This is a genomic window from Mycobacterium sp. IDUB_17 (genome assembly GCF_055419465.1).
The window spans coordinates 1,169,527-1,180,575 of the sequence record NZ_JBVAXS010000002.1 but is presented as its reverse complement, the minus strand read 5'-3'; the positions used below and the strand labels follow the sequence as shown (position 1 = coordinate 1,180,575).

Here is an 11,049-nt window from a genome sequence, read left to right as displayed (position 1 = left end):
GACACCCCAGCCCAACGCCTCGCCACCCTCCTCAATCAAGCTGCGTAGCCACGTTGCACTAGCCACTTGACTTTGAGACGCGTTTCACCGCCACCACGTTACGAACGCGGATCTTGTCGGACTGTTATGCCGCAGACGGGCTGCGCTGCGCCCACCACTGGGTGTGCAGGCGCTGGCATACCGGCAGGCGCAGCGCGTCGGCACCGGCGAAGTCGGGCCGCACCGCAACCGCCGCGTATGAACCGGCACCGGCGTCGGGGTCGATGAGGACGCTGGCCATCCCGGCGCCGTTGGCGGCACGCAGGCCCGCTGCCGAGCCCACCATGGCCAACGCATCGTGGTCCGCCACCCCCAGTTCGGCCAGGGCGTGCCGGTACAGCTCGGCCCCGGTTGCGCTCACGTCATCGGTGGTGACGACGGTCTCCACCACGCCGTCGCCGACGAGCTGGCGCACCAGGGGTTCGGCCCAGCGCCGACGGCCTCCGGCAACCACCGCGACCGGCAGGTCGGCCAGGAACGCGTCGTTCACCAGATCCTCCAGACCTGGCCGTGCTGTCAGGCCGGCGTCGAGGATCATCTCGTCGAACATCATGTCCTTGGTCATGCAGATTTCGTCGGCGAGCACTTCAGTGAGCACATCGCACTCCGGGCCGACGCACTGCTTGCGCAGTTCGGCGGTGACCCGCTGGCGTTCGTCGTGCAGTGCGAGGAGCTGCTGATAACGGCCGACGCTCCATTGGATCGGCAGACCGTGCGCAGCGAAGGCGGCGTTGAAGACGACGCGATGCCCCTCCAGGTCGAGGTCCGACAGCGCATCGAGGTCGAAGACCACCGCACGCAGCGGACGGGCACTGACTTCGGTCTGCGGACAGTCCCACCAGAACCGTCCGGCACGCCATGACTTCTCTTGTAGTGAGGGCACCACATGACAGTGGCCCACGTCACATCTGTCGCGCGTCCCCCGTAGGGGGGATTAGAAGAGTTGATGTTGATCTGCTCCGGCCCTCGGTACCCGTCACCACCTCTAGGGTGATGCCATGGCGCCCTCCAATCCGGTGCGCCTTGTGCTGGTCGATGACCATGAGATGGTCATCGAGGGTCTCAAGGCCATGCTTGCTGCGTTCAACGACCGGGTCGAGGTGGTCGGCCAGGCCGTCGGCGCCGAACGGGCACTGAGCGTGATCGAGACGCTCAACCCCGACATCGTTTTGTGCGACGTGCGCATGGAGGGCTCCAGCGGGCTGGATCTGTGCCGGGTGCTGCGCGAGCGCGACCCGGACCGCAAGGTGGTGATGTTGTCGGTCTACGACGACGAGCAGTACCTGTTCCAGGCGCTACGCGTGGGAGCCGCCGGGTATCTGCTCAAGAGCATCAGCAGTGACGAGCTCGTACGTCAGCTCGAATTCGCCCACAGCGGCCAGACCGCGATCGATCCGGGTATGGCGGCCCGCGCGGCAGGCACCGCGGCCCGGCTGCAGCGCGACGAGTTCTGGCCCGGCGTACGGCAAGGGCTGACCCAACGCGAAAGCGAGATCCTGTCCTTCGTGGTCACGGGCCTGTCCAACCGCGGGATCGCCAACAAACTGGTGATCGGCGAGGAAACGGTGAAGACCCATCTGCGCTCCATCTACCGCAAGCTCGGGGTCAGCGACCGGGCCGGCGCGGTGGCCACGGCACTACGTGAAGGTATCTACCAGTGACCGCCGGGAAGCCCGAGCGCGAACTCGGCCCCATCGACCTCACCGCCGACCGTGAACTGGCCCTGCTGCGCGAGCTCATCCGGGCGGCGTCGAGCGGCCCGGGTGTGGAGCCGCTGGCCGCCGCGGCGGCCCGGATGATCACCGAGGCCACCGCCACCGACGTGTGCTTCGTGCACGTGCTCGACGATTCGGAACGCGCCCTGACGCTGGCGGGCGCCACGCCGCCCTTCGATGCCGAGATCGGCAAGATCCGGCTGCCGCTCGGGCAGGGCATCTCCGGTTGGGTGGCCAGCCACCGCCAGCCCGTGGTGATCAGCCACGACAAGGAATCCGATCCCCGCTACAAGCCCTTCGAATCGCTGCGCGGGCGCGACTTCACCTCGATGGTGTCGGTCCCGATGGAGACCGGGCCGGGCGGGCTGGTCGGCGTGCTCAACGTGCACACGGTCGATCGCCGCGAGTTCACACCCCGTGACGTGGAGTTGCTGTTGGTGATCGGCCGGCTGATCGCCGGCGCGCTGCACCAGGCCCGGCTGCACCGCCAGCTGGTGGCACGCGAGCGGGCACACGAGAACTTCGTCGAGCAGGTGATCCAGGCGCAGGAGATCGAGCGGCGCCGGTTGGCCGGAGATATTCACGACGGCATCTCCCAGCGGTTGGTGACGCTGTCGTACCGGCTCGACGCCGCCGCCCGCGCGGTCGAGCCTGACATGGTCGCCGAGCAACTGGCGGCCGCACGGGAACTGGTCGCACTGACGCTGCAGGAAGCGCGGGCCGCGATCAGCGGGCTGCGCCCGCCGGTCCTCGACGACCTCGGCTTGTCGGGCGGGCTGGCCAGCCTGGCCCGCTCGATCCCGCGGATCCCGATCGACGTCGACCTCGCCGAGACCCGGGTGCCCGACCATATCGAGCTGGCGCTGTACCGCATCGCCCAGGAATGCCTGCAGAACGTGGTCAAACACGCCGAGGCGGACCGGGCCCGGCTCACCTTCGCCGTCGACGACGGCGTAGCCCGGCTCGAAATCGTCGATGACGGAAAGGGTTTCGACACGTTCGAGCATCCGCTGGGCAGTGACGAGATGGGTGGCTACGGGTTGCTGTCGATGGCGGAGCGGGCCGAGATCGTCGGCGGCCGGCTACACATCCGGTCGCGCCCGGGTGCGGGCACCACGGTGACCGCAACCATCCCGCTACCGGCTGTGATGGAGTAGCCGTCAGCCGTCCTCGCCGAGGTGCACGCGCACGGCGGGCACCGCGCGGGCGATCAGCTCCTCGGTCGATCGCGATGCGATCGGCTCGATCCGCAGGATGTGGCGCAGGTAGGCGATGCCGAGCAGTTGACCCATGGCCAGGTCCACCCGCAGTTCGGCGTCGGCGCCGGTGAGCGCGGTGGCGATCTGCGGGTAGAGCCGCTGCTCGATGAACTGGCGGACCAGTGCGGCCGATTCCTCGTGGGTGGCTGCGCCGCGCAGGATCGCCAACAGGGGCGGACGGGTGTCGGGATGTTCCCACAGCTCGAAGAAGGCCCGGGTGAGGCGTTCGGCCAGGCCGGTGCGACCGTCGTCGAGAATTCGCCCGCTGAACTGCTCGGGGTCGAACGGCCAGCCCACGGTGGCCCGGAACAGCTCGGCCTTGCTGCCGAAATAGTGCCGGATCAAGGCTGGATCCACGGCCGCGGCGGCGGCGATGTCGCGCAGGGAGGTCTTGTCGTAGCCGCCCTCGGCGAACATCCGCCGGGCGGTGGCGACCAGCTCCTCACGGGTGCCGGGCTGACCCGGCCGTCGTCCACGGGGCGGCATAGTCCAGAAATTCTACAGTCGTTGACTTCTTTATCGGGCCAGGTCTACGCTCGAATCATTAATTCCACACCTGAGGAGTTATCTGATGCCCGCTCCGCGATGGGTCGCCTACGCCAACAAGATCGGCCTGAATCAGCTCACCCAGTTAATCGCCCCATGGGCGCCGGGCTGGGCAGTCGTCATCCACCGGGGCCGCAAGTCCGGCCGGACCTTCCGGACACCGTTGTGGGCCTTTCGACGACCGAACGGCTACGTCATCGCCCTGACCTACGGCTCGCAGGCAGACTGGGTGCGCAATGTGCTGGCCGCCGACGGGTGCGAATTGGAGGCCCGCCGCCATCGGTACCGGCTGACCGCGCCCGAGGTCTACCGGGACGAGAACGCCACAGACATGCCCGCGTTCATCAGGTTCATGCTGCGCCGGGTGATCAAGGCCCCCGAGTTCCTCAGCCTGCAGATCGTGGATTAACCGCCGAGCTTCCCGGCGAGCTCGGGGCACTCGTACTTGATCGCCACGGTCACGATCGTCATGAGCGCGGGGGGTGAGATCCTGCTGCCCATCTGGATCAGCGTGTTGACGACATCCTGCTTTGTCTTGTTGAAACTGCTCTCGCCCATGATGCAGGCGAGCATCAGCTGATCACGGATCGCCGAATCGGAACCCTGCAGGCCGCCCGCCCGCACCTCCGCATAGGCCTCAGGTGGCAGTGCCCCCGAACCACCGCCAGGGGTCGCGCTCGGCTTGGGACTCTTTGTGGCAGTTCGCGCGGGTGCCCTCGACGCCGACGTGAACGGTGTGACGTCATCGGGGGCGGTGGCCACCCCGGTAGTCGTGTTACTGCAGGCCGCCATCAACACGACCGCGACGGCACCCAGTGCCGCTCCCACCCGCTTGGCGTTCATCCGCCGCTCCCCTCAGCTGTGTTCGAGGGTAGTGGGTTCGCACCGGGTGGCCGGGAAACCGGGAGTCAGAAATCCCCGGAGTGTCGGCGCAACGTCTCGATCGACGCCACCAGGGCCTGGGACTGCTCGTCCGACATCCCGACATCGGCGAACACCTGCTCGTTCAGTGTCACCGTGGCATCCTCGACCGTCGAACGCCCGAGCTTGGTGATCTGCACCAGGGTGGTGCGCCCGTCGGTCGGGTGCGGGATGCGCTCCACCAGACCGTTGGCTTCCAGGCGCCGGATGGCGTGCGTGACGCTGGTGACATGCACCTGGAGGCGATCGGAAGCCTTGGTGATCGGCAGTGCACCGGCCCGGCTGAACGCCAGCAGTCGCAACAGCTCGAACCGAGAGAAGCTCAGATCGTACGGCCGCAGCGCAGACTCCACCCGGGCCAGCAGGATCTGGTGGGCGCGCATCACCGACGTCACCGCGACCATGCCGCCGGCCACGTCGCCCCATCCGGCTGCCTCCCAGTTCGCGCGAGCCTGCGCGATGGGGTCACGTTTGTCTGGTGGTGAGGGCACGCCTCTTCTTACCGCATCACCGTGCAGGCGCCGCGCATTCTGCGCCCATCCGGGCGCGCATCGTGGCCCTCAGGCGGCCGCTGTCACCGCACCCAGCACGGCGCAGGTGGATTGCCTCGATCCGATTGTGATCCGCACCCCGCCGTCGGCGTAATGGCGGAGCTGAAGTCCGGTGCCGTCGAACACCTCCGGCCACGACAGGGACCCGCCGGGTAGGTACAGGAAGTTCGCCTGAGCGTCGGTGCTGTAGACCCCGAGCGCGCGCAACCGCGTCTGCATGTAGCGCCGTTCCGCTGCGATCATCCGGATACGTTGGCGCAACTGATTTTCCGCATCGTATGAGGCGGCGACAGCCACCTGGGCACTGAGCCCGATTCCGAACGGCAGCTGCATCTGCCACAGCTGCCGGCCCAGATCGGGGGCACAGAACCCGTAGCCGATCCGCAGCCCGGCCAGGCCGTAGGCCTTCGAAAAGGTGCGCACCACCACGACATTGCCGAACCGGGCCACCAGGCTCGGCCCGTCGATCCGGTGTTCGGCGGTCAAGAACTCCGCATATGCCTCGTCGAGCAGCACGACGGTGTTCTCGGGAAGCCGGGTCAGGAGGCGCTCGATCTCGATGGCCGGTTCGACGGTGCCCGTCGGGTTGTGCGGCCGGCAGACCGCCACGACCCTCGCGTCCTTCCCGGCCTCGGCCATCGCATCCAGATCGTGATGGCCGTGCGCATCGAGTGGAATCGTCACCGTCCGCAACCGCGCCATCTGCGCGAAGATCGGATACCCGTCGAACGTGGGCCCCGCCATCACCATGGTGTCGCCGGGACTGGTCACCGCCTGCAGCACCTGCATGATGACCCCGGTGGCTCCGGCCCCGACGATCACCTGCTCCTCGGCCACTCCGTCGTGATCGGCGATCAGCGATCGCAACCGTTGCGGCAGGAATTCCGGATACCGGTTGGCGGCCTCATCGCACGCACGCAGCGCTGAGCGCACCGCGGGCAGCGGCGGAAACGGGCATTCGTTGAGCGACAGCGCCAGCGGATTGACGGCCTGCGGCAGTGCACCGACGACGTCGGACAGTGCGGTGCGGGGTGCCACCATCACCCGTTCCCCAGCTCGCCGCCGTTGCCGGCCCGCCCGCCCCACCGCACCGCGGCGGCCCCGGCGAAGTCACCGGCGTGGGCGAAGGCGGCCATCAGCACGGTATCGCCCGCCTTCACCCGCCCGTCGGTGACAGCCCGGTCGAAATTGACGGGAATGCCTGCGGCGAAAAGGTTTCCACAGTCATCGAAAGTATCGACGTGACGTTCGGCCGGCAGCTCCAGTGCCTCGCGCCAGTTGCGCAGGAAGACCCGGTTGGGCTGATTGGTGACCAACAGGTCGATGTCCTTGGGTTGCACACCGATCCGGTCACAGACCGCATAGGACACCTCGGGAACCTGCCGGTTGCCCCGGGCCAGCACCTTGGTGATCTTGCTCTCGGTGAAGCCGATGGAGGCCTCCCCGGTACGGGCCTGCCACCACTTGGCCGGCGGGTCGATTGCCAAGGTCATGTCACCCGCGAACTCGCCGTACGTGCGGCATTCGATGTCGAGGATGGGCGAGGAGTCCGACAGCGTCACCAGTGCGACCGCCGCGCCGTCACCGGGGACCGAGGCCTGGGATTTGCGCCGGACGGTCGGCTGGTCGAAGACCGTGCCCGCGGCATTCTGGGCGATCGCGATCACCGCGGTCCGGCCCTCCCCCGCGCTCAACAGCGTGCGGGCCACCTTGAGCCCGAGCACGAACGCCGCGCACCCACCGTTGTGCAGGTCGATCACCCAGTCGGGTTTCATCCCCAGCCGATGCGCCATGCCGCCACCGCCACCGTAGAACGGCATGTCGGGCAGCTGAGTGTGGGTGATCAGCACATCGGCCCCCGTGATGACGTCGGAACCGTGCCGCTCGATCAACCCGGCAGCTGCCCGTTCGACCATGTCGATCGCGGTTTCCTCGGACGCCACATGATGACGGAACTTCGGCGCGCGGAACATCACGTTCTCGGCCAACTCATCTGATTCGGCGAACCCGGCGTAGTAGTCGGCGCCGATCGGATCACCGGGCAGGTACGTGGACACGTCGATGAGGCTGACGGGGTTCTTCGTGGACATATTCGCAGTCATGGCCGAACCTCACTTCATCCACGCCGGCGTGACCGGCAGGCCGTTGCGGTGCCGGTATTCGGCGATTGCCTTGAGATTTCGCAGTTCCAGCAGGTGGCCGGGACCGAACATGTCCCAGAAGTCGCCCACCCAGACCGGTCGCGCCGGGGGCGCTGTCTCCGGGTACGGGTTCTCGTCGTAGAACGGATGGTGGCAATTCGTCCACAGCACAACCGATCCCGGCTTGTCCAAGACCACCTGCGCATCGACGATCCGCATCAGGTAGACCATCCACAGATGCTTTCCCTGATCCCAGGCGCAGTGATAGTCCACGGTGAGCGCGTCGCGGTTGGCCACGGTGCGGGTGTAGATCGCGCTGCCCGGCCCCGACGGCCCGGCACCGAGCCGATCATGGGCCAGCCACAACCCGGGCTCCTCGGTCGGGGTGAAACCACGCAGGCTGTAGGTCCACTCCTCCAGGCAGCGGGTGTCGGACAGGTAGTCGAACAACTCGTCGGGTGGGCACTCGATGTAGTCGTTGACCGTGCAGTACTGACCGAATATCTGGTCGTGCGGGTAGACCGACCGCATCATGTCCAGGATGATCGGCGTGGCCTGCTCCTTGGGTGAGGTCTCGATCCGGATCAGTCCGTCGAGCGGGGTGCGGGTGGCCCGATGGGCCGTGATGTCTTCAAGCGCGGGCAGTGACATGGGACCTGTTCTCCTGTGCGATGGAAGGTGTGCTGTCGGTTGTGGTCAGAAATGCTGCGAACGGCGGGATTTCGTCGGCTGAACATTCGATGCTCAGAACCGATGGACCGTCTGTGTCCAGTGCCATGCCAAGCGCCCGTGGCAGTTGGTGGATCTCGGTGACGTCGTATGCGGGCAGGCCGGGGAACATCGCTGCCAGGCCGGCACCCAGCCGGCTCGGGCCGAACCTGTTGTAGGAGTAGCGATCGTCGTAGAACAACTGTTCACGGGTTACACACATGGCGTGGGCGTGGTTGTCGAACAGCACGAACGTGATCGGCAGCCGGTACTGCATAGCGGTGTGAATCTCCATGCCGTGCATGAAGAATGAGCCGTCACCGGCGATCACGGCCGTACGCCGGTTGGTCGCGGCGTCCGCTGTGGCGGCCCGGTGGAACGTCATCCCGATGCCCGCGCCGAAGCTGTAGCCCATCCCGCCCATCCCCAGCGCCACCATGAACCGCCCGTCACGCCGGGCCGGAAGGTAGTGGATGGCCGACGCCCCGACGTTGCCCGCGTCGACGACGATGTCGGTGCCGTCGGGCAGGGCCTTGTCGAGCACAGCCATCGCGTCGCGGTACCGGATGCCCGGGCCGTCATGGGCCGGCGGCTGCAGTTCGGTACGCGGCACCAGATCGGGCACCCGCACCTGAACCGGCCGGCCGGGACCTGACAGCGCCCGGGCCAGCAGCGTCAGCGACTGGCGCAGGTCGTCGGAGTGGACATGCGTGCACGCCGGGAACGGCACCTGGGAGCCGATCGAGTACGTCGCCACCCGGCCCAGGGCCCCATCGAGACCGGCCCGGGCGGTCACCGTCATGCGGGTGCCGACCAGCAGGCATATCGCGCTCTGGGCTGTGGCAACGGACACCCCGGGATGGCCCATCACACCGGCTACCCCCAACGCGGAGGACGAGCCGAGTCCCGGGGTGCCCGCCACGTCTTTGGCATCGGGCACCGTGGCCACCCGCGCACGCAGCGTGGCCCGCAGTCGTTCCAGTTCGGCGCGGGCGTCGTCACGCGCCACCTGTTCACCGGCGATGATCGTGATCGGGCCGTCGACGCCGCGCAGGGCCCGCTCGAGCGGTCCCAGATCGGAGTGGCGTGGCCCCGCCCCGCCGGCCCCGGCGCGGCCGTTGCCGCTGCCATCGGCCTCGCCGGACAATCCCACCTCGGCCTGCTGAATGTTCTTGGGCAGCAACAACACCGCGGGGCCACCGGTGCGAGCGGCGGCCAGCGCATCCGGAAGTGCGGTGAGAATGTCCGCGGGTTTCAGCACCCTGCGGCAGTACACCGAGACCGCCGAGAACAGGGCGTACCCGTCCAGGCTGCCGTTGTCCCCACTGGTGTCCTGGAACGCGCCGTGGCCGTCGAGCGTCGTCGGCGCCTGGCCGATCAGGGCCAGCACAGGAACCCGGCTGGCCAGCGATTCCGCCAGTCCAGGCACGGTGTTGAGGCAACCACCACCCGAGGTCGCCGCCACCACGCCGATCCCGGCGCCGCTGCGGCTGTACCCGTCCGCCATTGTGGCAGCGGAGAATTCGTGTTTCGCCAGCACCGCGGTGATGTCGTCACGGAAGTACGCCGCGTCGTAGAGGTCCTCGATGTTGGCACCGTCCACGCCGAAGATGTGCGAGATCCCATTCGCGGCCAGATAGCCGACGATGTGGTCCACCACCCTGTGCGTCTCGACCATGTGTCACCTACTTCCGTGCTCTGCCAATGACACGACTCGTGGGCGGCGTAGGTTCACCGGATAACGGATTTGTCCAAACTCCCCGCGATATCGCAGGACATCCCAAGGTCGTAGCCACGCCAAAAAGTCACGCCGAGGTGACCCTCGGGTCCGAGGGTCACTCCAGCGTGACGGCGCCGCGCCTGATCGGTCGGCAGAGCCGGATGGCTCAGAGCTGCTTTTCCAGCAGAACCTTGCCGTCGGGGGACGTAACCAGTTGCACCGCAGCGATATCCGCCTTCGGCATCTGGGTATTGCCACTGGGCAGTGCGGTGGCGCCGGACAGTCCCAGCCACGTCGCGATCTCGTTGTGGCTGCCGTCCCGGCCGATCACCACCATGCCCAGGTTCTGCGGAGGCGTATCCTGCTTGCCCCAGCTGCCGTAACTGCAGGCCATGTCGATCCGGGTGCCCCACGAATAGCTGGTCATCGCGATGCTGGCGTTGATGGGCGTTTCGGAGACCTTGCTCATCGCCAGCATCTGCGAGGTCTGCTGTTCGGTGCCGCTGTGCAGGCCGAACACCTCCGGACGGACACCGACGACCACACCGATCGCCAGCAGTGCCGCGGCCAGGCCCACGGCCGCCGTGGTCACCCACCGCGAACGACGCCGTCCCCAGCTCACCTTGGCCAGCACGGACTGCAGCACCTCGGGGGGCAGCGGCGGATCGGGCTGTTCGGATTCGAGGGCAAGCACGTCGTCGAGGTCGAGCATGGCCAGCAGCGCGGGCATTCCGGTCAACTCCGCCACCGCGGAACGGCACCGCTCGCAGCCCTCCAGATGGGCCTCGTACTCGCGTCGCTCGCTGCTTTCCAGCGATCCCAGCACGTAGGCCGCATCCCAGGTCCGGTAACGATCGAATTCGACCGGATCAGGAATGTGGGGTACACCGAACTGTGTCATCGTGTCACCCCCATCTCTTGCAGGTTCAGTCGTAACGCACGTACCGCGTAGTGCAGCCGTGATTTCACGGTGCCCTCAGGTATCTGTAGGTCGTCGGCAATCTGCCCGGTGGTCCAGCCCTGGTAGTACGCCCGGCGGACCACGGCCCGGTGTTCGTCGGAAAGTTGGCTCAGCGCCGTGCTCAGCAAGATTCGATCCAACGCGTTGTCCACTTGGTCGGGAGTTGCAACAGTCCCGGCATGGTCTGCCACCTGTTCCGGGTCGGGTACACCGGTTTCGTTTCGGAACCGGGCACTCCGACGTTCATCGATGATCATATTGCGGGCCACGGTGAACAACCAGGCGCGTGCTGATCGATCGGTGTCGGCGGTGACGTCAGGGTGACGCCATGCACGCAGCAGAGTCTCCTGCACCACGTCCTCGGCCCGGGCACGGTCACCCGTGAGCCGAAGCGCGTAGCGCCAAAGCGCGGCAGCATGCTCGTCGTAGAGCACCCGCATCATCGCGGCCTCCGGATCATCCATTCGGTACCTCCGTCAGTGATACGA

The 11,049-nt window shown here is 67.1% G+C and carries 13 protein-coding genes; 3 read left to right on the top strand and 10 right to left on the bottom strand.

Translation table 11 applies throughout. The features are described from left to right. Nucleotides 1-124 precede the first annotated feature (124 nt). Complete coding sequence (locus ACZYZ7_RS13005; RefSeq protein ID WP_463741044.1) at nt 125-922, bottom strand: HAD family hydrolase; 798 nt, start codon at nt 920-922, stop codon at nt 125-127. 115 nt (nt 923-1,037) lie between these two features. On the opposite strand from ACZYZ7_RS13005, the gene ACZYZ7_RS13000 reads away from it, so the two are divergent. Both ACZYZ7_RS13000 and ACZYZ7_RS12995 read left to right on the top strand, forming a co-directional pair. Further along, on the top strand, nt 1,038-1,700 hold the full coding sequence (locus ACZYZ7_RS13000) for a response regulator (protein WP_135452916.1): 663 nt from the start codon (nt 1,038-1,040) through the stop codon (nt 1,698-1,700). Between the two features lie 32 nt (nt 1,701-1,732). Beyond that, nucleotides 1,733-2,911 carry a GAF domain-containing sensor histidine kinase gene (locus ACZYZ7_RS12995; RefSeq protein ID WP_135459876.1) on the top strand — a complete coding sequence of 393 codons (1,179 nt, stop codon included), beginning with the start codon at nt 1,733-1,735 and terminating at the stop codon, nt 2,909-2,911. Between the two features lie 3 nt (nt 2,912-2,914). Here the strand turns inward: ACZYZ7_RS12995 and ACZYZ7_RS12990 are convergent, their stop codons facing one another. Next, complete coding sequence (locus ACZYZ7_RS12990; RefSeq protein ID WP_450071245.1) at nt 2,915-3,499, bottom strand: TetR/AcrR family transcriptional regulator; 585 nt, start codon at nt 3,497-3,499, stop codon at nt 2,915-2,917. A gap of 85 nt (nt 3,500-3,584) precedes the next feature. Between ACZYZ7_RS12990 and ACZYZ7_RS12985 the strand changes: the two genes are divergently transcribed. Beyond that, nucleotides 3,585-3,968 (top strand): nitroreductase family deazaflavin-dependent oxidoreductase, encoded by a 384-nt coding sequence (locus tag ACZYZ7_RS12985; RefSeq protein WP_463741043.1) that lies wholly within the window; start codon nt 3,585-3,587, stop codon nt 3,966-3,968. Here the strand turns inward: ACZYZ7_RS12985 and ACZYZ7_RS12980 are convergent. The 8 genes from ACZYZ7_RS12980 to ACZYZ7_RS12945 all read right to left on the bottom strand — a co-directional run bounded on the left by ACZYZ7_RS12980 (nt 3,965) and on the right by ACZYZ7_RS12945 (nt 11,025). Next, nucleotides 3,965-4,402 carry a hypothetical protein gene (locus tag ACZYZ7_RS12980; RefSeq protein ID WP_135452914.1) on the bottom strand — a complete coding sequence of 146 codons (438 nt, stop codon included), beginning with the start codon at nt 4,400-4,402 and terminating at the stop codon, nt 3,965-3,967. The genes ACZYZ7_RS12985 and ACZYZ7_RS12980 overlap by 4 nt on opposite strands. Nucleotides 4,403-4,467: 65 nt before the next feature. Further along, a complete protein-coding gene (locus tag ACZYZ7_RS12975) occupies nt 4,468-4,971 on the bottom strand; it encodes a MarR family transcriptional regulator (RefSeq protein WP_135452913.1) in 504 nt (167 codons plus the stop codon). Between the two features lie 69 nt (nt 4,972-5,040). Next, nucleotides 5,041-6,072: a pyridoxal phosphate-dependent aminotransferase gene (locus tag ACZYZ7_RS12970; protein ID WP_463741042.1), complete on the bottom strand. Its 1,032-nt coding sequence runs from the start codon at nt 6,070-6,072 to the stop codon at nt 5,041-5,043. Next, the gene (locus ACZYZ7_RS12965; RefSeq protein ID WP_463741076.1) at nt 6,072-7,121 is read right to left on the bottom strand and encodes a 3-oxoacyl-ACP synthase III family protein; all 1,050 of its coding nucleotides are present in this window, start codon (nt 7,119-7,121) and stop codon (nt 6,072-6,074) included. The genes ACZYZ7_RS12970 and ACZYZ7_RS12965 overlap by 1 nt, the downstream gene beginning before the upstream one ends. A 21-nt stretch (nt 7,122-7,142) precedes the next feature. After that, nucleotides 7,143-7,823 (bottom strand): SRPBCC family protein, encoded by a 681-nt coding sequence (locus ACZYZ7_RS12960; RefSeq protein ID WP_463741041.1) that lies wholly within the window; start codon nt 7,821-7,823, stop codon nt 7,143-7,145. Beyond that, nucleotides 7,804-9,558, bottom strand: coding sequence for a thiamine pyrophosphate-binding protein (locus ACZYZ7_RS12955; RefSeq protein WP_463741040.1), 1,755 nt, complete (start codon nt 9,556-9,558; stop codon nt 7,804-7,806). Before ACZYZ7_RS12955 ends, ACZYZ7_RS12960 begins: the two co-directional genes overlap by 20 nt. Before the next feature lie 208 nt (nt 9,559-9,766). Next, entirely contained in the window at nt 9,767-10,501 is a 735-nt protein-coding gene (locus ACZYZ7_RS12950) for an anti-sigma factor family protein (RefSeq protein WP_463741039.1), read from the bottom strand. Further along, entirely contained in the window at nt 10,498-11,025 is a 528-nt protein-coding gene (locus ACZYZ7_RS12945; RefSeq protein ID WP_090424665.1) for a sigma-70 family RNA polymerase sigma factor, read from the bottom strand. Before ACZYZ7_RS12945 ends, ACZYZ7_RS12950 begins: the two co-directional genes overlap by 4 nt. Nucleotides 11,026-11,049: the final 24 nt, after the last annotated feature.

What these genes read in the sequence shown, in the direction of transcription:
- ACZYZ7_RS12985 (WP_463741043.1), top strand. Translation starts at nt 3,585, where the DNA reads ATGCCCGCTCCGCGATGGGTCGCCTACGCCAACAAGATCGGCCTGAAT.
- ACZYZ7_RS12960 (WP_463741041.1), bottom strand. Translation starts at nt 7,823, where the DNA reads ATGTCACTGCCCGCGCTTGAAGACATCACGGCCCATCGGGCCACCCGC.
- ACZYZ7_RS12955 (WP_463741040.1), bottom strand. Translation starts at nt 9,558, where the DNA reads ATGGTCGAGACGCACAGGGTGGTGGACCACATCGTCGGCTATCTGGCC.
- ACZYZ7_RS13000 (WP_135452916.1), top strand. Translation starts at nt 1,038, where the DNA reads ATGGCGCCCTCCAATCCGGTGCGCCTTGTGCTGGTCGATGACCATGAG.
- ACZYZ7_RS12945 (WP_090424665.1), bottom strand. Translation starts at nt 11,025, where the DNA reads ATGGATGATCCGGAGGCCGCGATGATGCGGGTGCTCTACGACGAGCAT.
- ACZYZ7_RS12965 (WP_463741076.1), bottom strand. Translation starts at nt 7,121, where the DNA reads ATGTCCACGAAGAACCCCGTCAGCCTCATCGACGTGTCCACGTACCTG.
- ACZYZ7_RS12990 (WP_450071245.1), bottom strand. Translation starts at nt 3,499, where the DNA reads ATGCCGCCCCGTGGACGACGGCCGGGTCAGCCCGGCACCCGTGAGGAG.
- ACZYZ7_RS12970 (WP_463741042.1), bottom strand. Translation starts at nt 6,072, where the DNA reads ATGGTGGCACCCCGCACCGCACTGTCCGACGTCGTCGGTGCACTGCCG.
- ACZYZ7_RS12980 (WP_135452914.1), bottom strand. Translation starts at nt 4,402, where the DNA reads ATGAACGCCAAGCGGGTGGGAGCGGCACTGGGTGCCGTCGCGGTCGTG.
- ACZYZ7_RS12950 (WP_463741039.1), bottom strand. Translation starts at nt 10,501, where the DNA reads ATGACACAGTTCGGTGTACCCCACATTCCTGATCCGGTCGAATTCGAT.